General features: G+C 35.7%; 21 protein-coding genes. 17 read left to right on the top strand and 4 right to left on the bottom strand.

Annotation, left to right across the window (positions count from 1 at the left end):
* Positions 1-7 precede the first annotated feature (7 nt).
* A complete protein-coding gene (locus CYJ72_RS01065) occupies positions 8-931 on the top strand; it encodes a cation diffusion facilitator family transporter (protein ID WP_284630187.1) in 924 nt (307 codons plus the stop codon).
* Between the two features lie 382 nt (positions 932-1,313).
* Here CYJ72_RS01065 and CYJ72_RS01060 read toward each other — a convergent pair whose 3' ends face one another.
* Entirely contained in the window at positions 1,314-2,000 is a 687-nt protein-coding gene (locus CYJ72_RS01060; protein ID WP_284630186.1) for a YjjG family noncanonical pyrimidine nucleotidase, read from the bottom strand.
* A gap of 184 nt (positions 2,001-2,184) precedes the next feature.
* Positions 2,185-3,771 carry a cardiolipin synthase gene (gene cls, locus CYJ72_RS01055; RefSeq protein ID WP_157064754.1) on the bottom strand — a complete coding sequence of 529 codons (1,587 nt, stop codon included), beginning with the start codon at positions 3,769-3,771 and terminating at the stop codon, positions 2,185-2,187.
* Positions 3,772-3,932: 161 nt separating this feature from the next.
* On the opposite strand from cls, the gene CYJ72_RS01050 reads away from it, so the two are divergent.
* The 3 genes from CYJ72_RS01050 (at position 3,933) to lepA (ending at position 7,321) form a co-directional block, all read left to right on the top strand.
* Complete coding sequence (locus CYJ72_RS01050; RefSeq protein WP_066124454.1) at positions 3,933-4,352, top strand: helix-turn-helix domain-containing protein; 420 nt, start codon at positions 3,933-3,935, stop codon at positions 4,350-4,352.
* Between the two features lie 14 nt (positions 4,353-4,366).
* Positions 4,367-4,993, top strand: a complete 627-nt coding sequence (locus CYJ72_RS01045) for an endolytic transglycosylase MltG (protein WP_066124450.1) — start codon at positions 4,367-4,369, stop codon at positions 4,991-4,993.
* A gap of 501 nt (positions 4,994-5,494) precedes the next feature.
* The gene (gene lepA / locus CYJ72_RS01040) at positions 5,495-7,321 is read left to right on the top strand and encodes a translation elongation factor 4 (RefSeq protein WP_101813203.1); all 1,827 of its coding nucleotides are present in this window, start codon (positions 5,495-5,497) and stop codon (positions 7,319-7,321) included.
* Between the two features lie 554 nt (positions 7,322-7,875).
* On the opposite strand, the gene CYJ72_RS01035 is transcribed toward lepA, so the two are convergent.
* A complete protein-coding gene (locus CYJ72_RS01035; RefSeq protein ID WP_101813202.1) occupies positions 7,876-8,796 on the bottom strand; it encodes a YitT family protein in 921 nt (306 codons plus the stop codon).
* Positions 8,797-9,060: 264 nt separating this feature from the next.
* On the opposite strand from CYJ72_RS01035, the gene CYJ72_RS01030 reads away from it, so the two are divergent.
* The 7 genes from CYJ72_RS01030 to CYJ72_RS01000 all read left to right on the top strand — a co-directional run bounded on the left by CYJ72_RS01030 (position 9,061) and on the right by CYJ72_RS01000 (position 19,062).
* Positions 9,061-10,254: an acetate/propionate family kinase gene (locus CYJ72_RS01030; protein WP_284630185.1), complete on the top strand. Its 1,194-nt coding sequence runs from the start codon at positions 9,061-9,063 to the stop codon at positions 10,252-10,254.
* 195 nt (positions 10,255-10,449) lie between these two features.
* Positions 10,450-12,543 carry a transglycosylase domain-containing protein gene (locus tag CYJ72_RS01025; protein WP_174519393.1) on the top strand — a complete coding sequence of 698 codons (2,094 nt, stop codon included), beginning with the start codon at positions 10,450-10,452 and terminating at the stop codon, positions 12,541-12,543.
* A 109-nt stretch (positions 12,544-12,652) separates the two neighbouring features.
* On the top strand, positions 12,653-13,012 hold the full coding sequence (locus tag CYJ72_RS01020; protein ID WP_066124444.1) for a YlbF/YmcA family competence regulator: 360 nt from the start codon (positions 12,653-12,655) through the stop codon (positions 13,010-13,012).
* Between the two features lie 92 nt (positions 13,013-13,104).
* Positions 13,105-14,373, top strand: coding sequence for a metallophosphoesterase family protein (locus tag CYJ72_RS01015; RefSeq protein ID WP_066124442.1), 1,269 nt, complete (start codon positions 13,105-13,107; stop codon positions 14,371-14,373).
* Positions 14,363-17,185, top strand: coding sequence for an ATP-binding protein (locus CYJ72_RS01010; RefSeq protein ID WP_284630184.1), 2,823 nt, complete (start codon positions 14,363-14,365; stop codon positions 17,183-17,185). The genes CYJ72_RS01015 and CYJ72_RS01010 overlap by 11 nt, the downstream gene beginning before the upstream one ends.
* Entirely contained in the window at positions 17,185-18,129 is a 945-nt protein-coding gene (locus CYJ72_RS01005; RefSeq protein ID WP_066124436.1) for a 3'-5' exoribonuclease YhaM family protein, read from the top strand. The genes CYJ72_RS01010 and CYJ72_RS01005 overlap by 1 nt, the downstream gene beginning before the upstream one ends.
* A 12-nt stretch (positions 18,130-18,141) precedes the next feature.
* On the top strand, positions 18,142-19,062 hold the full coding sequence (locus tag CYJ72_RS01000) for an SRPBCC domain-containing protein (protein WP_284630183.1): 921 nt from the start codon (positions 18,142-18,144) through the stop codon (positions 19,060-19,062).
* A gap of 129 nt (positions 19,063-19,191) precedes the next feature.
* Here the strand turns inward: CYJ72_RS01000 and CYJ72_RS00995 are convergent, their stop codons facing one another.
* A complete protein-coding gene (locus CYJ72_RS00995) occupies positions 19,192-20,151 on the bottom strand; it encodes an AraC family transcriptional regulator (RefSeq protein ID WP_284630182.1) in 960 nt (319 codons plus the stop codon).
* Positions 20,152-20,268: 117 nt separating this feature from the next.
* Here CYJ72_RS00995 and rhaB point away from each other — a divergent pair, with 117 nt between their 5' ends.
* From rhaB to tnpB, 6 genes are all read left to right on the top strand, one after another.
* Positions 20,269-21,723: a rhamnulokinase gene (gene rhaB, locus CYJ72_RS00990; protein ID WP_284630181.1), complete on the top strand. Its 1,455-nt coding sequence runs from the start codon at positions 20,269-20,271 to the stop codon at positions 21,721-21,723.
* A gap of 14 nt (positions 21,724-21,737) precedes the next feature.
* The gene (locus CYJ72_RS00985; protein ID WP_284630180.1) at positions 21,738-23,000 is read left to right on the top strand and encodes an L-rhamnose isomerase; all 1,263 of its coding nucleotides are present in this window, start codon (positions 21,738-21,740) and stop codon (positions 22,998-23,000) included.
* Positions 23,001-23,019: 19 nt separating this feature from the next.
* Positions 23,020-23,838, top strand: a complete 819-nt coding sequence (gene rhaD, locus CYJ72_RS00980; RefSeq protein ID WP_284630179.1) for a rhamnulose-1-phosphate aldolase — start codon at positions 23,020-23,022, stop codon at positions 23,836-23,838.
* 206 nt (positions 23,839-24,044) lie between these two features.
* A complete protein-coding gene (locus tag CYJ72_RS00975; protein WP_284630178.1) occupies positions 24,045-25,196 on the top strand; it encodes an iron-containing alcohol dehydrogenase in 1,152 nt (383 codons plus the stop codon).
* A 534-nt stretch (positions 25,197-25,730) separates the two neighbouring features.
* Positions 25,731-25,883 carry a 50S ribosomal protein L33 gene (gene rpmG / locus CYJ72_RS00970; protein WP_066125827.1) on the top strand — a complete coding sequence of 51 codons (153 nt, stop codon included), beginning with the start codon at positions 25,731-25,733 and terminating at the stop codon, positions 25,881-25,883.
* Between the two features lie 182 nt (positions 25,884-26,065).
* On the top strand, positions 26,066-26,416 hold the full coding sequence (gene tnpB / locus CYJ72_RS00965; protein ID WP_084801928.1) for an IS66 family insertion sequence element accessory protein TnpB: 351 nt from the start codon (positions 26,066-26,068) through the stop codon (positions 26,414-26,416).
* Positions 26,417-26,430 lie beyond the last annotated feature (14 nt).

The following is a 26,430-nucleotide window of genomic DNA, read 5'->3' as shown; positions in this document are numbered from 1 at the left end:
AAACTAAATGGAGGTTTTTAAAATTTCAAAGTCAGAGAAACAAGAAAATCACTCGCACCAAAATCAACCGAATAAAAATATTAAAATTGCTTTTTTCATCAACTTTATTTTTTCCATGATTGAATTTTTCTTTGGGTCTCTTTTCAATAGTGTGTCAATTATGTCCGACGCCGTTCATGATTTAGGAGATTCCATTTCTATTGGATTCGCTTGGTTTTTCCAGGGGTACTCAGAAAAGCAGCAAGATGAACAGTTCACTTTTGGTTATAACCGCTTTTCATTATTAGGGGCGTTGATAACTGGAGTAGTACTGATCGGCGGCTCATTTTTTATGATTTACCGAAGTATCCCACGTTTGATTGATCCGCAACCGGTTAATTACAGTGGCATGTTTTGGCTTTCACTCGTGGCTATTGGATTGAATGGATATGCGGCTTGGATTCTAAGCAAAGGGTCATCTAAAAACGAAGGCATGTTGAACCTGCATATGCTAGAAGATGTATCAGGGTGGATTGGGGTCTTGGTTGTGAGTATCGTAATGAACTTTACCGAGGCTTATCGATTGGATCCAATCTTATCGATTTTGATAGCACTCTATATCCTCTATAAAACTGTACCTGAATTTTTCAGTACAATGAAAATTTTATTGAACGGTTCGCCGGAAAATGTAAACGTAGAGAACCTGGCGAACTCCATTAACAATATTCCTGCTGTAAAGGACCTCTCTCATTTTCACATTTGGTCACTGGACGGAGAAGAAAATGCCCTTATCGTTACGGTTCTTATAGACTCTTCCGATATAAACAAGACTAGGGAAATCAAAGAAGAAATTGCAGAGCTTGCCCATACATCGGGTGTAAAGGATCATATCACAATAGAAATAACTACAAGTAAAGACGAACTGGAAAAAGGGTATGCTTATGGCAGTTAAAGTATTTATATATTGAAAAAAGGACTATTTTAAATCGAGTAGGAGACTAGTCAATTAATGGCTAGTCTCCTACTCGATTTATTAGTGCAAAGCACCCCTTAAATTTAATGCAAAATAAAATTACAATTTACAGGTATAGGTTTTAAAAAAGGCTGTTAAAGACGAATTCAGTTGTTTTTTTTAAACCTTGATCGGAGTAAAAAATGAAGCAAATCGATTGATTCTCGAATTGTTTATTCACCTCCCGTACAGTAAGAATTAGACAAAAAGTTGAAAAACGATTGAGTTTTGCTCTTGATTAGAATTCATTAGTATAAAAGGTTGAATAAAAAGTGGACAAGTTTACCAAAGTGCTGGATTTTATCGCTCGTCCACTGATAGTTTAAATTAAAATATCTAATATTTCTTTGAAGTTTTGTGCTTGATAGGTGATGGTTAAGTCGTCTGGCTGTTGCTTTTGGTGAGGATTATACCAAATCGAATGCATTTGAATATTGTGCGCACCACGCATATCAGAGGTAAGACTATCACCAATCATAATGGCTTGTTCAAAATCAAAATCATTAATTTGTTTAAATGATTCTTCGAAAAAGCGAGTATCAGGTTTACTAAAGCCTAATTTTTCTGAGATAAAGATATAGTCAAAATAGCCGATGATGCCAGTTTGATTTAGACGTTTTATTTGCGTTGGATAGACGCCATTGGATGCTGCTAGTAATGTTTTTTGATGTTGTTGTAGCGTAATTAAGAAGTTCTCTGCACCATTAATCAAATCACCAGCTTCTGCAAGTTGATCACGGAAATAATCATCCATATTATCCGATACTACCGAAAAACCGAACTGCTCAAAAAAATTCGGAAAGCGGGTTGCGAGTAGTTCTGACTTACTAAGTGTCCCTAATTCGATTTGATGCCATAGTTGTTGATTATATTGTTTAAATTGGTTGAATAGGTCATCTGAGTAGGGGAAACCAATATGTTCCGTTAATTTTTTAAAGGCTTTTTGTTCACTTTTTTGAAAATCAAAAATCGTATCGTCTAAATCGATAAAAATATATTGATAGGTCATCATGGACATCCTTTCGTCTTAAAGATTTTTACAAACTTAGCCTCTATTATAACATAAAAGAAGAGACAGAGTCGTTCGTATCAATTAAACGTCTACTCGGTCTCTTTTAAATTAATAATTTATATACGTTATGAAATAATTTAGACAACCCTGATAATAATAATTTAGCCATCAGGTACCATTTTTATAAGAGTGGCGCAAAGATTTTAACGATCCACCCTGTTAATTTTTGAGTAAAGGGACGACTATTCAGTTTATCAAATAAGATAAGTTCTGACATTCCTAATGTTTCTTGGAAATCCTCTTCAATATCGGCAATCGAGTCTGTTTTATAAAGTAAAACACCACATTCAAAATGATGGTACAAGCTACGATAATCTAAATTAATGGAACCGACAACCGCCGTATCATTATCACTGACAAAGACTTTTGCGTGGATAAAACCTGGCGTATATTCATAGATATCAACGCCGGCATCCATTAAAGAAGCGTAGTATGTTTTTGCAAGGGCAAAAGGAATTTTCTTATCAGGAATACCTGGTAAAATGATTTTTACCTCCACACCACGGTTGGAAGCAAATTTGATAGCATTTTCTAATTCACTATCAAGAATTAAATAGGGGGTCATGATGTGTACATATCGATTAGCACGGTTTAAGATATCGATATAAACATTTTCGCCAACTTTTTCATTATCAAAAGGTTCGTCTCCATAAGGAATGATAAAGCCATTTTGTTTGTTAGGTAGGGGATTGGCTTCATTTAAATAAGCAGAATAACGCGGCTTTTCTTCATCCATATTCCATAGTTGTAAAAACATCAGGGTAAATGTCTTAACCGCATCACCTTTTAACATAATGGCGGTATCTTTCCAATGACCAAAGCGGTGAATTAAGTTAATATATTCATCCGCTAAGTTAACGCCACCGGTAAAAGCCGTATGCCCATCAATGACCAGTATTTTACGGTGATCACGGTAATTGTAGTGAGTGGATACAAATGGTGTAATCGGGGCGAACATCTTACATTGAATCCCTAATTGACGAATCTTCGCATCATAATCCCAAGGAACTTTGGTAAAGGCATTGGTACCATCGTACATGACACGCACCTCAACCCCTTCGGCTGCTTTTCTGGCAAGTATCTCTAGAATGTGTCCCCACATTTCACCTTCTTGGATAATAAAATACTCTAAAAAGATAAAATGTTGGGCTTTTTCTAATTCAATCATCATCGCTTGATATTTATCTTCACCCGTTTTAAAGTACTCAGTTGTCGTTTGATTATAGACAGGATAATTACCATTTAATCTTAGATAGTGAGCAAGGGTAGCAGTTCCTTCATTAACTTTAGTTAGCTTTTCTATCACTTGTGGATTTTGGCGAACTTTATGTTCACTGCGGACGATGGAATGATTGATGCGACGCGCTAAAATTCGATGTCCTAAATTACTATGAGTGTAAGCATAGAGTAAGCCACCAAAGATTGGGAAAGTCATGATTACCATAATCCAGGTTGTTTTGGCAGTGGCACTAATTTTGTGTGAGTTTAAAATATAAATAACAATAAAACTTGAAAATGTAAGGGAAATACCATTGATTATTGGAAAATATTCACCAAACCACTTAAACATTGAGAAGAGGAAGAAAATTTGAACTAATAATAAAATGGTAATAACGCCGGTACGACTAAAAATTATTTTGAATAACCCATGTTTACCTTTATCCTTTAGTAGATATAAGGCTTTGGTTGTATGTTCTTCCTGTTTCATATTTCCTCCATAAAAAAGCAATACTTTCTTCTATTATACTGTCAGTACGCTATTTATTTCAACTTTTTTGAAAAACTTAATCTGATTGTAATAGCATTACTATTGAAAATTTTCAGTTTTTTGAATAAAATAGAAAGTATGAATAATGAAAGAGGTGCCTTATGGATATATGGATTTTAGTGATTGCACTATTAGCAATCGCCATCGTATTATTGATTGCTTCTATTTATGCAAAAGACGATCAAAATATTGAAAAACAATTAGAAGAATTTCAAATTCAACAATCAAGAGAATTATATAATATTAAAACACGAGTAGCTGAAATTGAGCAAGAATTAAAAGAACCTTCTCCTTTAGTTTATGGTAGTGACCAAAATTATCCTAACGAAACAGTTACCGATGAAGAACAATTAGTAGAAGAAGTTGAAGTAGTCGATACTACCGAAATTTCCGAATTAACCAAAGAGGAAGTAATTCGTTTATATTCTCAAGGATTCACCATGCAAGAAATTGCAGCTGATGTAGCATTGAATGTTAAAACCGTTCAAACGATTGTTGATGATTACATCGAAAATCGTTAGAAAGGAATGATTTCATGAGTAAACAAACATTAAGATCAATGGGAATTGGCTTTTTATGTGCGGCGTTATTATCAGGTGCTTATGCTGTTTTTGGTCAAGGAAATGTACCGGTACCGGGTGTGACGGTTAACTCTTTGTTTAATGGTTCTAATAACGATAAGGAATTAGCACAATATCGTGAGGAAGTAAGTAAATTACAAGAAGAGAAAAGTAATTTAGAGTCAGAAAAACAAAAATTATCTGAGAATATGTCAGCCTTAGAAGAGCAAATGAACAAACAATCAGAAAAGAAAGAAGAAACAACTTCTGGTAATTCTATTGAACCAACCAGTGGTGAAGAAAGTACGGTAGCCGAAGGCGAAACGACGGAAGCAGCGACGGAAGGAAATAATGATGAAGTGGCAGCTGAAGCGAGCTCAACCACTACTTTCACGATTAGTGAAGGGGAAGATTCAACGACTATCGCGAATCGTTTAGCAGATGAAGGTATTATTCAAGATTCAGCTGAGTTACAAGAAATTATTGCAAACTGGGGCTTAGATACATTAATTCAAGCAGGAGAATATGAATTAAGTCCAGATATGTCAGTCCATCAAGTGGCTGAAATCTTAACTAATGGTGCTTATTACTATATTCCATAGTATTAAATGAGTCGTTAGTAAGAACAGATTTAATCAGTTTAAAATCGTTTGTTTTTGCGTAGGTCGTACTGATTAGCAGTCATATAACGTCAACGGCGGTGTCGCAGTAGGAACATCGCGTTTGTAGGTTGTAATCATTAGCAATCATATATCGTCAACGTCAAAGGTTTTTATACGATTTTAACTACTCTAGAAATAGAAAATAAAAAGGGACTGGGAAGAAATTTTATTGAGTTTCATCCAGTCTCTTATTTATGTGGAAAAGCGCCATGAGGGATGAGGAAAATAAAATGCCTCAAAATGACTGAAAATTAAATATTTGTTTCTCAAAGGATCGTTTGATACGATAAGAGCGTTGTATAAAGTATCGTTGTCAATCAATTCTTAAGAGAATATGATAAAAATGACTATTCAATTAAGCAAAAATTTGTTACTATTAATCATGTATGTATAAAGCTTGAAATAAGTTTTTATTGAATTCAAGCAAAAGGATGTGAAATTATGTCTTTAAGAGATGATATGTTAAAAAGACAACAAAAAATAAGAAACTTTTCGATTATTGCCCATATCGACCATGGTAAATCAACTTTGGCCGACCGTATTTTACAACAAACCCATACGGTTTCGGATCGTGAGATGCAAGACCAATTGCTTGATTCAATGGATTTAGAGCGTGAACGTGGTATTACCATTAAGTTAAATGCCGTTGAGTTGAAGTATCAAGCAAATGACGGCGAAGAGTATATTTTTCATTTAATCGATACGCCAGGTCACGTCGACTTTACTTATGAAGTATCGCGTTCATTAGCTGCTTGTGAAGGGGCGCTATTGGTTGTCGATGCTGCTCAAGGGATTGAAGCGCAAACCTTAGCGAATGTTTATTTAGCATTGGATAACGATTTAGAGATATTACCGGTTATTAATAAAATTGACTTACCAGCAGCCGATCCTGAAAGAGTTCAACAAGAAATTGAAGATGTTATTGGGTTAGATGCCAGTGAAGCTGTTTTTGCGAGTGCCAAAGCCGGTATTGGAATTGATCAAATTTTAGAGCAGGTAGTTGAAAAGGTGCCTGCACCGACGGGGGATATTGATGAACCTTTACAAGCTTTAATCTTTGACTCAGCTTACGATAGTTATCGTGGCGTTGTCTTAAATGTCCGAATTGTGAATGGGACGGTTAAACCAGGTGACACGATTCGTTTAATGAGTAATGGCAAAGAATTTGAAGTAATCGAAGTAGGTGTATTTTCTCCAAAACCAATTAAGCGAGACTATTTAATGGTTGGGGATGTCGGTTATTTAACGGCTGGAATTAAGACGATTCAAGATACACGGGTAGGGGACACCATTACCTCAGCTGATCGTCCGGCAGCAGAACCGTTAGAAGGCTATCGTAAATTAAATCCAATGGTTTTTGCTGGTCTTTATCCGGTTGACTCCAATGACTATAATGATTTACGTGAGGCCTTGGAAAAACTGCATTTAAATGATGCTGCTTTAGAATTCGAAGCGGAAACGTCGCAAGCATTAGGTTTTGGTTTCCGTACTGGATTTTTAGGTTTACTGCATATGGATGTCATTCAAGAACGTCTAGAAAGAGAATTTAACATTGATTTAATTACGACCGCACCATCGGTTATCTATAAAGTTTTAAAGACGAATGGTGAAGAAGTAATTGTTGATAACCCAAGTATGATGCCACCAGCAACTGAAGTTGATAAGATTTTCGAACCTTATGTTAAAGCAACGATTATGGTGCCTAATGACTATGTTGGGGCAGTAATGGATATTGGTCAACGTAAACGTGGTAACTTTATTACGATGGATTACTTAGATGATTATCGTGTCAATGTTGTTTATGAATTGCCGATGGCTGAGATTATTTATGACTTCTTCGATAAATTAAAATCTAATACCAAAGGCTATGCTTCATTAGATTATGAAATTATTGGTTACAAACCATCTAACTTAGTTAAAATGGATATTTTATTAAATGGCGACTTAATCGATGCCTTTAGTATGATTGTTCATAAAGATTTTGCTTATGGTCGTGGTCGTGAATTAGTTGAGAAATTGCGTGGCATTATCCCACGTCAATTATTCGAAGTGCCAATCCAAGCTGCGGTTGGACAAAAGATTATTGCGAGAACGAATATAAAAGCATTGCGTAAAGATGTAACAGCCAAATTATATGGTGGGGACGTTTCGCGTCGTAAGAAATTATTAGAGAAACAAAAAGAAGGTAAGAAACGGATGAAACAAGTGGGGTCTGTAGAAGTACCTCAAGAAGCATTCATGGCTATCTTACAAATGGATGAAGATTAAGCTTAATTTAGATAAAAGGGCGACGAGATAGAAAGATTGATTTCTATCTCGTCGCCGATTATTTTTGTAATATTGACGTACGTTTAATTTTTTTCAAAATAAATCTAATGATTTTCAAGGAGGAAAGTAACAAGCGAGGCAGGGCAAAAACTTTTTTAATTCTGTTCAGCCATGTCTATATAATTCAAAGCGCAGTGGTTGAGTGGCATCAAACTGCGTCTTAATGAGGTTTGGCATCAATTTGACAAATTCAATTAAGTTATTGCTCGCTAAATAAAAGCGCAGTGGTTGAGTGGCATCAAACTGCGTCTTAATGACTTGTTTGATACCTACTCAACTGTGCGGGGGTGGGCAGACGAAGCGAAAATTATTTCATTTTCTACTTCTGGTCCACTCCCAACTGTGCGGGGGTGGGCAGACGAAGCGAAAATTATTTCATTTTCTACTTCTGGACCACTCCCAACTGTGCGGGGGTAGACCGACGAAGCGAAAATTATTCAATTTTCTACTTCTGATCCACTCCCTTCTAAATTTCCATTGTTGGTATCATTATCTTAATGTGAATTAGTAATGGCATTGTCTGAATAAAATCGCTTATTGCGATTATCGGCATCGTAGAAAGTAAAGCCTTGACCAATAACTTGTTGGACATCGGAGATGGTAACAAAGGCCTTAGCATCAATTTTTGAGATGAGTCGTTGAATTTGGATGACTTGATGACGACTCACAATGACATATAAAACATCTTTTTCGCGATGACTGTAATAACCATAGGCTTTTAAAACGGTTAAGCCACGACCAACTTGTTCAATAATAGCATGCGCTACTTCGTCTTGTTTTTCAGAGATAATCATTAACGATTTGCGACGATCAAAACCTTCTGTGAATATATCGATCATATAACTAGCAATAAACTTCATAATTAACGTGACAATCGCATTTTCTAAACCAATAACAAAGGAACTCGAAATAATAATTAATAAATTTATTAAGAAGACACCCAGTGAAAATCCTAAACCAAAGAATTTTTTTAACATTAAAGCGATAATATCGGTACCGGCAGTCGTTCCATTACCACGGACAATAATCCCCATACCGATCCCCATGATGACACCACCCGCAATCGAAGAAATTAAGACATTTTCTGAGGTGAATCCAGGTGTTTGGATAATTTCCATGAACCAACTCATCATAGCTAAGGCATAAATAGTGAAGACCAGTGTTCTCTTTTCAATAAATTTCCAGCCGATAAGTAGTAAAATCGCATTCAGGATAAAGTTGGAGGCTCCAACATTAATTTGACGCATATAGTATAAAATAATCGCAATACCCGACACGCCACCACTGGCAAATTTATTAGGTAGAACAAAACTATTAATACCTACCGCATAGATTGCGCAACCTAAAGTAATCATCACGATTGAGAAAATAATGGTTGATGTTTCCATTTTGAGATAATCATTTATTCTTTTCATTGAGAGCTCCTAATTTCTTATTTTATTCATCAATCATTATACCACGCTAAATAAAACTGTAAACGGCTATCTGATTAAAAACTGATTAATTATTTCACAATCACAGGTAGCGAAAATATTGGTACAATAGGAGTCGTTTATTAGCGGATCATGCTTCTATTCACAAATATTATAAGACTTTTTTGAATTTAATACTAAAAAAATAAAGCGTTTCATGTTATAATGGTTTTATGTAAAATTATTTAGAAATGGGGAACATGTTAAATGTCTATTACTATGGCAGTGAACGCTGGTAGTTCAAGTTTAAAATTTCAATTGTATACGATGCCTGAGGAAACGGTCATCGCTAAGGGATTAGTAGAACGTATTGGGATTAATGACTCTGTATTCAAATTAGAATATGGTGACGACCAAGAAGTGAAATTAGTGGAGGATATCGCAACTCACGATCGAGCTGTTGAAATCTTATTTGAACAATTAGAAGCTAATAATGTTATTCATTCATTTGATGAAATTACGGGAATTGGTCACCGTGTAGTGGCAGGTGGCGAATTATTTAAAGAATCTGCTTTAATAGATGATGAAGTAATCGAACAAGTAGATGCATTAGCAGAATTTGCACCATTACATAATGCAGCGGAAGCAGCAGTTATGCGTGCATTTAAAGAACGCGTTCCTAATGCAACAATGGCAGCAGTATTTGACACTTCATTCCATACAACTTTACCTGCTGAAAATTATTTATATAGTTTACCATATGAATATTATGAAGATTTCAAAGCGCGTAAATATGGAGCTCACGGAACGAGTCACCGTTATGTTAGCCGTCGTGCTGCCGAAATGTTAGGTAAAAACATTGAAGATTTAAAAATTATTACTTGTCACTTAGGTAACGGTGCGTCAATTACTGCGGTTGAAGGTGGTAAAGCAGTGGATACTTCTATGGGATTCACACCTTTAGCTGGTGTGACAATGGGAACACGTACTGGTGATATTGATGCTTCAATCATTCCTTTCTTAATGAAAAAATTAGAAATTACCGATATTAATGAAATGTTAAATATCTTCCAAAAACAATCAGGTTTATTAGGAATTTCTGGCATTTCAAGTGATATGCGTGAAATTATGGCTGCAAAAGAAACAAATGAACGTGCTAAAATTGCATATGACATTTTTATTAACCGTGTTCAAAAATACATTGGTCAATATATTGCCGTAATGAATGGTGTGGACGCGATTGTCTTTACAGCTGGTATTGGAGAAAACTCAGCTCCTGTCCGTGAAGATGTTATTAACAGTATCACTGTTTTCGGTGCAGAAATTGATGCAGAACGTAATGATACTCGTAAAGAAGCGGTTATTTCAACTGAAGACTCTAAAGTCGTGGTATTAAATATTCCAACGAATGAAGAAGTTGAAATTGCACGTGAAGTTGAGCGTTTAAAAGCGAATGCTTAATTAGTTGTAATACAAGATGATGAAGGGCTGGGGCTTGCTCCCAGTCTTTTTTCGTGATTAAATATGAAGTACTTACTATTTTACATGAATTTAATTGATATTTAACAAATTAGTAGCAGGATAGTCAATTATTCTTCTAATTTATTTTATAATATAGTAAGTGAAGAAATAGATGAAAGAAAGGTGGTGCCGCAAATGGCTAATCAAAACAAGTCGAGTCATATCTGGCAAGGCATCAAAAATTTATGGCGCTATTATCGTGGGTGGAAATGGCTCATCTTCATAGGGATGACGTTGTCTTTAATCTTATCCAGTTATTTAGTTCTGATTGCGAAAACAACTTCCGTAGATACTTTACAAGAAGCGTTAATGTCTCATACAACAGTCCTAGATATCAATGATGAAGTGGCCGGTACTTTACGCGATCAAAAAGGGAGTTATGTTAGTTTAGAAAACATTTCAACGCCGATGCGTGAAGTAGTCGTCAATACCGAGGATAAACGATTCTATCAACATGTCGGCTTTGACCCAATCGGGATGGGGCGGGCATTTGTACGCTTAATTATCAATCGTAACACTACCGGTGGTGGGGGAAGTTCGATTACACAGCAATTAGTAAAAAATGCGTTTTTAACGTTAGATCAAACGTTTAATCGTAAATTAAAAGAATTTTTCCTAGCTTTAGAAGTTGAAAAGAAATATACCAAAGATCAAATTTTAGAGATGTATTTAAACCATGCTTATTTTGGTAATGGAGTCTGGGGGATTGAGGATGCTTCTATGCGTTACTTTGGACATAGTGCCGCCACCCTAGATTATAATGAAAGTATGGTTTTAACGGGTATTTTAAAAGGACCTAATATTTTTAATCCGATTGATGATTATGAAGCAGCGATTGATCGTCGTAATGTCATTGCTGATTTAATGTATAAAGAAGGTATTCTTTCACAGTCTGATGTTGAAAATATTAAGGTCAGTTCGATTGTGCTGAATGATGCTTATTATGATACGGTGAGTCATGAATATCCGTTTTATTTTGATGCGACCATTTCTGAAGCAGTAGCCAAAGCGAAAATACCTGAAGATGTGTTAGTTTCAAGTGGTTATAAGATTTATACGTATTTAAATACAGACTATCAAAATGCGCTTGATTCTTCTTATACGAATGACTGGATTTTTGGTGATGATGGGATTGATCCGACCGTTCAAAGTGCTAGTGTAGTGGTTGACCCTAAGACAGGTGGCGTAATGGCGGTTTATGGAGGACGTGGCGAATATACCTATCGTGGCTTTAACCGTGCAATTGATATGTATCGTTCTCCTGGTTCGACGATTAAACCCCTAGCGGTCTATGTGAGTGCCTTGGAAAGAGGTTATACCATCCATTCGATGGTGCCGGATGTTGTAAAAGGATATGGTAGTGATAACTACGCACCAGAAAACTATGACCGTCAAGTGTCCGATACCGGTGAAGTTGAACTTTATTATGCTTTAGCTCAAAGTAAAAATACCAGTGCGGTCTACTTGATGGATCAATTTAAAATAGATACTGCCGTTAATAAATTAGCGCAATTTGGTATTAAGGTTGAAGAAGAAGATAAGTCCTTAACACTTGCTTTAGGAGCCATGAAAAACGGTGTTTCACCGCAGCAATTAGCATCAGCCTATTCCGCTTTTAGTAATGATGGCGTGCGTTTAGAAAGTAACTTTATTCGTCGTATTGAGGACCCAAGTGGTAAAGTTGTTTATAATAATGAAAACCCAACAAAATATAAGGTGATGACAGCCAATGTCTCAGCTGATATGACGAGTATGATGCTCGACACTTATGGTGGTTATGGAACGGCTTATGGTGCTGGCCCCGATTACGGATTAATTGCTGGTAAGACAGGTTCGACTGAAGTGAGCGAAGGCAATATGCAAACCCGTGATAAATGGATGGTAGGTTATACACCAGACTTTACCATTGTTACTTGGGTTGGTTTGGATAATGTTGGTGATGGTAACCTAGATGAGTTGATGCCGACTGGTATGGGGAGTCTATTCAATATTCAAACAACCAATTTGATGTTAAGTTCACCGCAAACACCTTTCAATGTTCAAATGGCATCACAAATGGAAGCGGATAGTAACTTTATCGATGAAGATATTTTTGGCGATAGCTTTAAAGCATGGTTAGAAGGTGCGGGTGAAACCTTAAATAAAGTCGTTGATAGATTAGGCAACGAGGCTTCTGAATTATGGCAATCAGCTAGTGAATGGTTAGAGACAGTTGAATTACCATTTTAAAACAATTAGATAATACTAACTGAAAAAATAATTTACTTAGTAATTTCATTGTAGAATGGTCTATATTTTGATATGATAGTAACGTAACTTAAAAGGAGATGACTAGAAAATGACACAAAATAACATTTATGATACAGCTAATCAATTAGAACGTGATTTACGTAACTTAGATGCTTATAAAAATTTAGTAGAAACAATGAAAGCAATTCAAGAAGATAGTGCTTCTAATGAATTATTTGAAGAATTTAAACAAATGGGACAAAGTTTCCAAATGAAGCAAATGACTGGTCAACAACCAACAGAAGATGAAATTAAAGATTATCAAGAACTTTCAGAAAAAGTGATGGCCAATGAGTCTATTAATAAATTAATGGAAAGTGAACGTCAGTTAAGTCAAATTATGGAAGACATTAATCGCATCATTACATTACCATTGCAAGAAGTATATAGCGAAAATAACGAACAATAGTTTATTTTCCATCTGAATTGCCAACTGCGTGTCAATCGAAGTCGATTTGCGTCAGTTGGTATTTTTTAAAACAAAATTGAAAGGAGTCAGCTATGAAATTACTACATGTATCTGACTTACATTTAGATACTCCTTTTAGTGGGATTGCTAAACAAGATTATCAATTACAACAAAAGCTGATTCAAGCTCCCTTTGAGTCTTTTGAACGATGTGTCTCAATCGCGATTAATCAAAAAGTAGATTTAATGTTAGTTTCAGGCGATATCTATGATGCGACTAAGCAAACTATTGCGGCTAAGCATTTTTTCTTTCAGCAAATGAATCGCCTAAAACAAGCAGAAATTCCAGTCGTCATAGGCCATGGTAATCATGATTATTACGAGCAGAATCACTTATCAATGAATTATCCTGACAATGTTCATTTATTCGAGGAAGAATTAGTGAAGCACTTTGATATTACCACTAAAAATAATGAAACTATCCGCATTTATGGTTTTAGCTATAATCATCGTTGGATTAAAGAACGAATGATTGAAAAGTATCCGATTAATCCGAGAACAACTGATTTCACCATTGGTTTATTACACGGTTCTTTAGATTCCACTGAAAGCGAACAAGCCAATTACGCACCTTTTAGCTTACAAGATTTGTTAAGCAAAGAATATGATTATTGGGCACTTGGCCATATTCATCAAGCTATGGTGCTAAATGAAGTCCCTTTAATTCAATATCCAGGTATTATTCAAGGAAAAAATGCTAAAGAATCGGGAGATAAAGGCGCTTATCTTGTCGAATTACGTCAAAATCAACCTACCTTAAATGAGTTTGTGTCGCTTGCATCCATTGTCTGGGAAACAGCTAATTTATATTGCGATTATGATTGGGATCAACAGCGGATTATTTCAGAAATTCAAGACATTGTTACTAATTATGAAGCAGAATCTGAAGGGACTCAGCAGTCTTATTTATTAACGATTCATTTGAATCATGCTCATAAATTATCCAATGCATTACAAGAACAAATTGAATCTGGGCAATTAGCAGAAGTATTTCAACCGAATTATGAGGCGAAACGCTTTACTAAAGTAGTTAAAATCAAATTAGTCACGGATAATCAATTAGAGGTTTTTGAATATGACCAACTATTGAATGAGAGCTATTTAGCGACTCTTCAAGAATTTAAAGATGGAACATTATACGATACAGTCATTAAAGAGATTACGAAGCATCCGGTCATGCGAAAATGGTTAAGAGATAGTGTTTTAACCGAGGATTTAAAAAATGATGCGCTTGAAAAAGCTAATCAACGATTACTGCAAACTTTGAGTATCGAATCGGAGGAGGATAACCATGAAAATTAAAAAGTTAGATATTTATGGTTATGGTAAATGGGTTGACCAAAGCTTTGAAATTGATGAACAATTACAATTGTTTTATGGTCCAAATGAAGCTGGAAAATCAACTTTACAATCCTTTATCCGAAGTATTTTATTTGGTTTCCCTACCAAACACCGACGTGTCAATCAACTCAATCGCTATGAACCTAAATTAGGTAGTCGCTATGGTGGGCGTATTTTATTAATAGATACTCCCGAAGGCGATTTATGGATTGAACGAACAGATTCCAAATTTTCAATTCATACAGTGGATGGAGAAGAAAAGGACCCAGCGCTATTGGAAACATTATTATCTGGGCTTGATGAACGTTTATTTGATACATTTTATGCTTTCAATTTGCAAAATTTACAAGAACTTTCACAATTAGACACCGAGCAAATTAATGATTATTTCTTAAGTATTGGGACCGTGGGAAGTGATCAATTTGTAAAAATTGCCAAGTCATTAGAAAAAGAAACCGATGATTTTTATCGTCCCCAAGCACAAAATCGTCCACTTAATCTATTATTAAGTGAATATGATCAATTAGCCTATAAAGTTGAAGCTGCCAAAGAAACTATGGGACAATATGATCAATTACTGCAAAAAAGACAAAATGAAGAAAAAACAATTGCTGAATTAAACGCTAATATTAAAGAAATAGACAACTCTATGCGCGAATTAGACAAGTTAGTTGGACGCTATGACATCTTTATCAAAGATAGAGCAGCTGTGCGTGAATTAGATCAACTCGTTTTTACCGAGATTGAAGACGAAATGCCTGAAAAGATTAAACAAGCGAATCGTGATATTTCTGACAATCACTCAGAAATTAGGCAATTAGAAGAAAAGATTGAGTTAATTCGTGGGGAATTAGGAACGATGACCCGTTTAAATTGGGCAGTGAACCATGAAGAGGAACGTAAAGTATGGTTATCAAAAACTCAACAAGCAAAAGACATCCAAGCTAAAATTGAGTATGCTCAAGCACGGATTGATGAACAAGAAAAATCGATGCACGAATTAGCGGCCAGAGGTCAATTTTATCCTGAACGCGTTGCCGATGATAATGAATATCAACTAAAAGTAGAAAGCGGACTTGATATTCAATCTAAAAAAATTGATTTAGCCAAACAAGAAGATAATTTGAAATCCGAGCGTAAAGTTTATTTGGAACAACGCAAAGAACAACAGAATTATAGTGCCATTGTCCGTTCGCAAGTCGCGAAACTTGAAAATCAACGCATGAATGATGAAGCTGTTTTGATAGAAGAGACCAGTTTAAAACATTATTTGATGGGAATTGTTTTCCTAATTTTAGGTTTAATGTTAATGGGATCGCAAATGATTAATTCTGTCTTTAATTTGAATGTATTATTCTGGTTAGGGGCTATTCTAACTGTTATTGGTTTAGTGAGTTCGCTCTATGTGTTTTTTGAACATCGTAAACGATTTAATATTTTCCACAATAGTCCAATTGTTAGCAAAATACAAGAATTAAGAGAGAAAGAAAGCGATTATCAAGAACAAAGTAAAGCAATTGGCATTCAAATAAATCAACGTGATGAAGCCTTAGAAAAAATTGTGGAAGAACGTGAAGAAGTCAACAAAGCTTTACAAAAATGGTTAGTTTCAATAGGGTTTTATCCAACAGCTGATCCCGAATTAGTCCTTAAAACCAATCCGGTAAAAGCATATTTTGAAGCGAAATCAGTAAAAGAAAAATTCATTGAAGAAAAAGAACATAATCTACAATTGATTAACGATTGGCGTGCTTTATTACAACCACTATTCGAACGTTTCCCATTTGATGATGAATCGGTACGGGCTCAAATTCGCTATGTTGAAGAATTGGAAGCCCAATTGAAAGTAACGCAGTTCAGAGGTCAAAATTTAAATGATCGCATTACGGAAGCCGAAACTAAAATTGCACAATTGAAACAAAAAGCTACCGATGATCAAGCTTTAATTGATGACATATTAGCGACAACGAATAGTCAAAATCAACTAATTTTCTTTGACAAAGTTCGTGATAATGAACGTATTTTAGAATTAACTGAAAAACATGAGTTATATCAACAACAAATGGCCGGTTTCGAAGAAGCACTTGCAGAAGTAGTGAATAAACAAGCGCTAGTTGAAGAATATAAACGATTAGAAGCGAAGATGGAATTAACACGCGAACAATTAGTACCACATCATTCGGAACGTGCTAATTTAGAAGTAGCGATTCGTAATCTAGAATCAGATGGCACTTACCAAAATCTAACGCAACAATTAGCGATTAAAGAAGCTGAAGTCAGAGAAGCTGTTTTAGAGTGGACATCTAAACGCATCGCGATGGAATTAATCTTTAAAACACTGCGTCATGGTATTGGGGACCCAGTACCTGCTATGATTGAACGTGCGAATGAAATATTTGAACGTTTATCTTATGGACGTTATACGCAAATTAAGCTGAACAAACAAGGTGTTAAAGTGATGCAGTTTAGTGGTATTTTATTTGAACCACATGAATTGTCACAAGGGACATTAGAGCAATTGTATGTTGCATTACGATTAGCATTTGTTGAAAGTGCTACTACAATGGTTAAATTACCAATTATTATTGATGATGCATTCGTTAATTTTGATGAATTTAGAAAAACGAGCATGTACCAAGTGTTAGAGAAATTTAGTGAAACAATCCAAGTCTTGTTCTTTACTTTTGATCAACAAGCGATTGAATCATTTAAAGAAGAACAGACCATTGATTTATCTGAGATTGAGCAAGTAGAAGAAAAGGCGGTGGAATAATGACTTATTTGTATGATATTCAAACAGGTGAAGATTTTAACCTCTTTTTATTAATAAAATCAGCAGAAGTAAAAATTGCACGAAATGGTAATCCATTTATCGCTTTTAGTTTCCAAGATCAATCAGGTTCGATGGATGGCATGTATTGGTCTGCTACTGATGAGGAAGTTGCCAAATTCCAAACTGGAAAAGTTGTATTTGTACGTGGAATGCGAGATAGTTATCAAGGAAAATCGCAAGTGAAGATTAAACAATTACGACTAGCTGAAGAAGGTGAACCAAATGATCCAGCCCTTTATCTAGAGCGGGTTGAAGTCAAACGTGAAGATATTAAACGTGAAATTGATGAAGCCATTTTCTTAATTCGAGAACCTAATATTGTACGTATTGTCCATAAAATTTTGAATACCGTTGAAGAGGACTTTTATAGTTATCCAGCAGCGAAAAGATTTCATCATGCAATGGTTGGAGGCTTAAGTTTCCATACGGTTTCAATGTTAAGAATTGCTAAAAGCTTATTAAAAATCTATCCAGATTTAAATGCGTCTTTATTAATTGCGGGGATTATCCTTCATGATATTGGTAAGACGATTGAATTAAGTGGTCCTGTCTCAACGGAATATACCTTAAAAGGAAAAATGATGGGACATATTGTCATCATGTCGGAGTTAATAGATCAAGCCTGTCGTGAAATCAATATTAATCCTGAAATGGAATCGATTGTATTATTGAAACACGTCGTTCTAGCGCATCATGGTAAATTAGAGTTTGGCAGTCCAGTAGTCCCTCAAATTGTTGAAGCTGAATTGATTCATCAAATTGACTTAATGGATGCAAACTTAAACATGATGTTAAGCGAAACAGCAAAAGTTGAAGGTGGAGAATTTACCGAACCCATCTTTGCTTTAGACCGTCGTCAATTTTATAAACCTAAATTTAAATAGAGGAGCCTTGCTATGTCCAATGAAAAAGAATTAGCATCTAATCAAACCGAAACAAGTGCCTGTGGCTATTCAGGTCACAGGGACGAACATCACCACCATGAGTGTAATTGCGGCCATCATCACGATCACGCGCACGAACATCAAGATGAATGTAATTGCGGCCATCATCATGACCATGCTCACGAACACCACCATGAGTGTAGCTGTGACCATCACGATCACGCGCATGAGCATCACCATCATGAATGTAGTTGCGGCCATCATCATGACCATGCTCACGAACACCACCATGAGTGTGGTTGTGCCCATCATCACGATCATCACCATCATGAATGTGGCTGTGGCCATCATCACGACCATCACCATCATGAATGTGGCTGTGGCCATCATCACGACCATCACCATCATGAATGTGGCTGTGGCCATCATCACGACCACGACCATGATTATGAACCGCATCATGGTTTAACCATCAATTTTGATGGTGAAGTCCAAGCGGATATTAATCGTGTTTGGGAAATTTTAACTGAGAATGAGTATATTACCCAATGGTCCCAAGGTTTACGGATTGAAGATTACCGTCCTGGTGGTAAATTGATACATACCGATGAATTAGAAACAGACCATTCCTTTATGATTTTAGATATTGAAGCACCGGTATTGTTCACCTTCACTTGGCAAAAGGGCACGATTGCTTTTGAATTAAAGGGAACGTCTGAAACAACCACGTTGATTAATTTTTCTAATTGGTTAGAAATTGTCGATGAGAATACAGCGATTAGTTTAACGAATTGGATGATTAATTTACAAACAATCGCAGCTTTAGCGGAAGGAGTCGCAATCGAAGATCGTGACACACAATATGTTGAGATATTACCAAAAATGCGTCAAATGTTGTCTTTAGAAGACACGAATACCATTGAATTTGAATAATAAAAGCAAATAACAAGACCGAGCAGAATTTTAATGATTTCTGTTTGGTCTTGTTTGTTTAGGTTATTTTTAACGAGTCAAAGTGCTGTCTACCTTAACAAAAGTATAAATTTAATAGTGTTTACTAAGCTAGCGATCATCGCCTGGTTTATGACCGAAGAAGTTTAGGTATTCCCGGTAAAAATAGGTTCTGTTAGAAAAACCGACGATATGACTAATCTCATTTATCGGTAAGCGTGTGGATTGAATTAACAATTGGGCTTTTTGCAATTTTTTTTGATTAATTAACTCAGTGAATGTCTTGCCACTTTTTTCTTTTATTAAGTTGCTTAAATAATTTTTATTAAAATTTAACTGATTGGCGGCTTCATTGAGTGTTAGTTTTTGATACTGTGTATCGATTAAATTTAACACTTGTAAATAAGGCGAATGTTCTTCAAAGGAATCTTTTTTGATTTCTGGTAGATCACGAGCCATTTCATAAAATAAAATAGGCAAGTACTGTTGAATAATGACTTCAGAAAAGTCACGTGGCAGGAAGTATTCGGTTAAAATTTGTTCTAAAATATGATTGATTTGACTACTTTCACCTTGTGAACGTATGAGGGCAAATTGTCCCTTTGTTTGATTAGAATTCGTTTGATTTAATAGAGTCTGGTATAACAAGCTATTTCGACTTTTTATTTGGTTTAACCACTCAATGGAAACGTGATTATTTTGAAAAAGAATATTGCACATAATATCTTCTTCATTTAATGCATGGATAGAGTGAATACTATCGACATCCATTAATAATAAATCACCAGCATTAAGGGTGATGAGTTCACCATTAATCACTTGTTGGCAAGTACCATGAACCATGTAATTTAATTCTAAGAAATTATGTGAATGTTCAGGGTATTTAGCATAACGACTGTGTTTACTAATATAAATATCTTTATTTTGAAAAAAGAGAGCATCATTAAGCTGAGGTACATGACCGGTTGGTAAATCCGAAATTCCTGGAATATCAGCAATAAAACGGCCTAATGCTTTTTGTTCCTTTTCATGTTGGGTTTCTTTTAATAAATATTTTGTGATTGTTTTCATTTTACACCTGTATATTTGATACTTTATTACTGTTCAAGTGTCATTGTATCATAATTCATTTTAGGTTTAAATAGTCATTGTAAGGGAAATCATTAAAAGAAAGATAGGAGGGGACTTATGAGTTACCATATTGCAGTTGATATAGGTGCATCCAGTGGACGCTTAATACTTGCTACTTATCATGATGATCAAAATATTTCATTTGAAGAAATTCATCGCTTTAAAAATGGCTTTTCATTAGTGGATGGACATGATCGTTGGAACATAACGGAGTTATGTCATGAGGTACTCACAGGATTACAGTTAGCGAAAAAACGTGGTATTGACAAATGTACTGTGGGAATCGATACCTGGGCAGTGGATTATGTATTGTTAGATGAAAAAGGTCAGTTAATAGCAGAACCGATTGCTTATCGTGATAATCGTACACACAATGCCATGAAAGAATTTGAGCAATTCATCTCAAAAGAAAGTATTTACCAAAAAACTGGTATTCAGTTCTTGAATTTTAATACTTTGTATCAACTCTTTAAAGAATCGCCGAGAAGTTTATCTAAAGCGAAACATTTATTGTTTATTCCAGATTATCTGGGGTATGTTTTGACTGGTAAGAGGGTAGGCGAGAAAAGTAATGTTTCTAGTTCACAATTTCTAAATTTAGACACGGGAACTTATGATAAGGAACTCTTAGACAAAGCTAATGTTCCAATAAGTATTTTACCTGAATTAGTGGACAGTGGGACTACGTTAGGTCCGTTAAAAACATCTTTAAAAGAAACTGGTTTATATCCTGAATGTGAAGTCATCGCTGTCGCAACCCATGATACAGCGAGCGCAGTCGTGGGGATTCCGGTTGTAAAAAGTAGTGGCAATTGGGCTTATTTAAGTTCAGGAACATGGTCATTGATTGGTGTTGAATTAACAGAGCCGATTAATGGGCCTGAAGCTTTGGAAGCTAATTATACTAATGAATGGGGTGCAGAGCACACTTATCGTTTCTTAAAGAATATCACGGGTATGTGGAGTGTTCAGGAGATTGCGCGTATGATGAATTATGAACTGAGTTACGCTGAAATGGCAAAAGCAGCATCACAAGTAGAGCCATTTCAACAGTTTATCGATTTAAATGATGATCGTTTTACCAATCCAAATAATATGATTGAAGCGATTCGTTCTTATTGTCGCGAAACTGATCAAATTGTTCCTCAAACCGTAGGTGAATTGGTTATGGCAGTCTATTCCAATTTAGCTTTATCTTATGCTTATGAAATGGGTCGCATAGAGCGCCTAACTGGTACGAAGTTAGACACATTACATGTCGTTGGTGGTGGTAGTAATGTTCAATTACTCAATCAATTAACCGCTGATTTATTAGGCATTCCTCTGTTGGCTGGCCCGGGTGAAGGAACAGCCATTGGGAATATTCTCGTACAAATGATTAATCAGAAAGTATTTGATAATCTAGCCGAAGCGCGTCAGTTTTTAGCGACACAAATTGAAGTGAAAACTTATACACCCCAAACAACTTATCCCAATGATTTAATGAGTCGATATATTGCTAAAGTCAAATAAATGGAGGAAAATAAATGGTAGAAGTTAAACAAATTGAACAAGCCTATGAATTAGCTAAACAACGTTATGCTGAATTAGGTGTTGATACAGAAAAAGTAATGGAACAATTAAAAAAAGTAAAAGTTTCTATGCATTGTTGGCAAGGTGACGATGTCAAAGGATTCCAATTCCCTGATCAAGAATTATCCGGTGGGATTGCTGTTAGCGGGAACTATCCAGGTGCAGCTCGCACGCCAGAAGAATTACGTCAAGATTTAGATAAAGCATTTAGTTTAATTCCTGGAAAACATAAATTAAATTTACATGCAATCTATACCGATACCGATGAAAAAGTAGAAGCGGATGAAATTGAACCCCGTCATTATCAAAAATGGGTTGATTGGGCTAAACAAAATGGTTTAGGTTTAGATTTTAATCCGACCCTCTTCTCACATCCTAAAGCAGCCAATGGTACATTAAGTGCCTTAGAAGATGAGACACGTGAATTTTGGATTGAACATACGAGACGTAGCCGTAAAATTTCTGAATATTTTGGTAAAGAAACAGGGATTGTTTCTGTTAATAATATTTGGTTACCTGACGGTTCTAAAGATAATCCAATTGATCGTTTATCACCAAGAAAACGACTAATGGAATCACTCGACAAAGCGCGTGAAGAAGCGATTGATCCGCAATATTCTATTGATGCAGTAGAAGGAAAAGTATTCGGAATGGGATTAGAAGCTTATACTGTGGGAACACATGAGTTCTACTTATCTTATGCATTGACGCGTAATATTTTATGGACGATTGACTCAGGACACTTCCATCCAACGGAGGATCCTGCGGATAAATTTGCAGCTGTAGCGCCATTTGGACAAGGGTTGTACTTACATGTGACACGACCAGTTCGTTGGGATTCTGACCATGTGGTAATCATGGATGATACATTACAACGAATTGCTGAAACCATTGTTAATAACGAATTATTAGATACTACTCATATTGGACTTGATTTCTTTGATGCCAGTATTAACCGTGTGGCAGCATGGGTTATTGGAACACGCAATTCCTTAAAAGCCATTTTACATGCTTTATTAGCACCCGTAGAAGAACTAAAAAACATCGAAAAAGAAGGTAATTTTACTAAACGTCTTGCTTTAACAGAAGAACTAAAATCGTTACCATTTTCAGCTGTTTGGGATTATTATTGTTTACAAAATAATGTTCCAGTGGGAACTGAATGGATTAAAGAAATCGAAGCATATGAAGCAGATGTCTTAAGCCAACGTCAATAGTCGTGAAAAGGAGAAACGCATGAAAAATATTTTAGAAGCCAAATTTGTTCGTGAAATGATGGATACTACTGCCAATCTTTATCGCTTAGGTTGGGATGAGCGCAATGGAGGTAATATTAGTTATCTATTAACTGAAACAGAAGTTGCTGAGTATTTGGATATTAACCATGTTGAACGAGTCATTCCGATAGACTTTGAAGGAGAAGCATTAGCAGGAAAATATTTCATTGTAACGGGTTCAGGGAAATATTTTAAAAATGTTGAAAAAGATCCTGAAGACAGTTTAGGCGTAATACGTATCGCACCAGATGGAAAATCGGTTGAGTTATTATGGGGCTTTGTGAATGGTGGCCGACCTACATCAGAATTACCATCTCATTTAATGAGTCATATTGCGCGTTTAGCAGTAGATCCAGAAAATCGTATTGTAATGCACTGTCATGCTACTCATTTATTAGCGATGACTTTTACCCATCCGTTAGAAGAACGTGAACTAACCCGTACTTTATGGCAAATGTGTACCGAATGTTTAGTGGTATTTCCTGAAGGAGTCGGCATTATTCCTTGGATTGTGCCAGGAACGAATGAAATTGGTGAAGCGACAGCTAATAAATTTAAAGAAACTCGCTTAGTCGTATGGCCGCATCAGGGTATTTATGGAGCAGGTAAAGATATGGATGAAACTTTTGGTTTAATTGAAACAGCTGAGAAAGCGGCACAAGTCTTTACTTATGTACGTAGTCAAGGTGAAATCTTACAAACAATTACGGACCAACAATTACAAGATTTAGCTGATGCCTTTGGGGTAACCGCTAGAGCAGGCTATTTAGATTTATAAAACTTAAAGACTACTAAATGAATAAAGGGACGACTCAAAAATTAGTTATTATTTTTGGGTTTGTCCTTTATCTCAATATGTGAAAAAGTTATTAAACGTTAATGACTCAATTACTTAATCATAAAGGAGGCGATGGTCTTTAATCATAGTAAACTTGTCTTGGCTCACAATAAAACAAAAATTTAAACATAAAGGAGAATGAGAAAATGTCAGTATTTTATGTACCTTCAACAAACTTAATTGGTCGTGGTGTTGTGAACGAAATAGGCCCTTATATTAAAGAATTAGGTTTAAATAAAGCTTTATTAGTAACGGATGAATTTATTGCCAATAGTGATATTTTAGCTAAAGTAGCAGCACCCTTAAAGGAAGCTAATATTGATTATGTTGTATTTAGTCAAGTGGAACCTAACCCAACAGTTAAAAATTGTGAAGAAGGCTTAGCAGTATTAAAAGAAAATCAATGTGATTTTATTATTAGTGTTGGGGGTGGTTCACCACAAGATTGTGCGAGCTGTATTTCGGTATTAGCAACGAATGATATGAAAGTACAAGAGCTAGAAGGACTTCATAAGACATCTAATAAAGGTTTACCCGTAGTAGCAATTAATACGACAGCAGGTACTTCAGCAGAGATTACAATTAACTATGTCATTACCGATGAGGAACGTAAAGTAAAAATGGTGATGGTAGATAAAAACTCATTAGCCACAATTTCTGTCAATGATCCTGAGTTAATGTTATCGAAACCCAAAGCATTAACAGCAGCAACCGGTATGGATGCTTTAACGCATGCCGTAGAAGCATTAGTGACCCCTGGTGCTTATGGTGTAACAAAGAAATTATCGATGGGTGCCATCGAATTAATTAAAGAATACTTACCTCGTGCGGTTGAAAATGGCGAAGATATTGAAGCGCGTGAAGCGATGGTTAATGCTATTTTCCTTGGAGGAATGGCTTTTAATAATGCTGGTTTAGGCTATGTTCACTCAATGGCTCATCAATTAGGAGCAGTATATAAATTACCACATGGTGTCTGCTGTGCGATGTTATTACCAGTAGTCGAACGTGAAAATGCAAAACGTGTACCGGCAGCCTTTAGAGATGTTGCGAAAGCATTAGGAATGGATGTTATGGATCATTCAGATGAAGAGTGTGCTGATTATGCTATCGCTGAAATTGAAAAATTATCTGAAACGGTGGGCATCCCTAAAAAATTAACCGAATTAGACATTAAAGAAGATGAGTTTGATTTTGAATACTTATCAAAAAATGCAATGATCGATGCTTGTGCACCAGGTAATCCTTTCACTCCAACCTTAGTAGAAACGATTAGTTTCTATAAAGAATTATTTTAGGAAATTAAAGACAAGTTTATTAAGTTAAGTGATTAAAAAGATTGGACCACACTTTAACAATCCATCTGTTGGTTGTATAGTGCAGGGGTTGAGTGGTAACAAACGGCGTCTGAAAGTAGCTGAGAATAATCTTGAAAAATTCCGTCAAGTTACTGCCCGATAATGAAAGCGAACGGGTTAAGTAGTCTCAAGCAATCTTTTAATGAGATTTGTTAAAAGAAGCGAAACTTATTTAATTTTCTACTTATGGTCCACTCTCAACTGTGGGGGTTAGATAGACGAGGCGAAAATTATTCGATTTTCTACTTCTGGCCACTTCCAACTGTTCGGTGGTAGGAAAAATTGCGGAATTTAATCGATACATTATTTCTCGCTCACTCCCTTTAAGTTGGATTTAAAGGCCTTTTAGCTTAAGAAAACTTGGTGAAAGTTACAATATTTTCTGAAAATGTATTGTTTTTAAAAATAGACAATGTTATAATTGTTTGGTACTGTTCGATGAAACAAATTACCAAACAGTTTGGAGGGAACAAAATGCGCGTAAACATTAACTTAGAATGTACAGAGTGTGGCGAACGTAACTATTTAACAAACAAAAATAAACGTAATAACCCAGACCGTTTAGAAGTTAAAAAATATTGCCCAAGAGATCGCAAAATTACTTTACACCGTGAAGTGAAAAAATAATCGCGAATTAAAAAGAAGCAACTGCTCGTTTGAAGTAGTTGCTTTTTCTTTAGGTAATAATTGACATAACCTTTAATGTTGTGAGTCATCAATATATAAACCGTAAACGCCGAATAACCAGGTACGTATCACAGCCCAACCACCTCCTGTATGATTAAGTTAAAACTTATGGAGGTGGTTGATTGATTATTAATCTCGATGCTGCTAAACGCTATTACATTATGACTGGTCGGACAGACTTACGCAAGGGAGTTGATTCTCTGGCTGCTCTCGTTCAAAATGATTATCAATTAAATCCCTTTGAAAAGAATCTCTTTCTATTCTGCGGGTCCAGGCTTGACCGCTTTAAAGCTCTTTATTGGGACGGCCAAGGTTTCTGGTTACTGTATAAACGCTATGAATCTGGCCGAATTCATTGGCCTAGACAGGAGGAGTCACTGAAGGAAATTGACCGTCACCAACTGATTCAGCTTATGGATGGCTTTTTGATCGAACCATCCGTTCAATCATTGGAAGGATCTTACACAATGTGAAAAAAACTTGATTA

The sequence above is a fragment of the Globicatella sanguinis genome, from assembly GCF_002847845.2.
GTDB classification, from domain to species: domain Bacteria; phylum Bacillota; class Bacilli; order Lactobacillales; family Aerococcaceae; genus Globicatella; species Globicatella sanguinis.
Note: the sequence above shows the minus strand (reverse complement) of the source record. Positions and strands in the feature narration are given on the sequence as shown.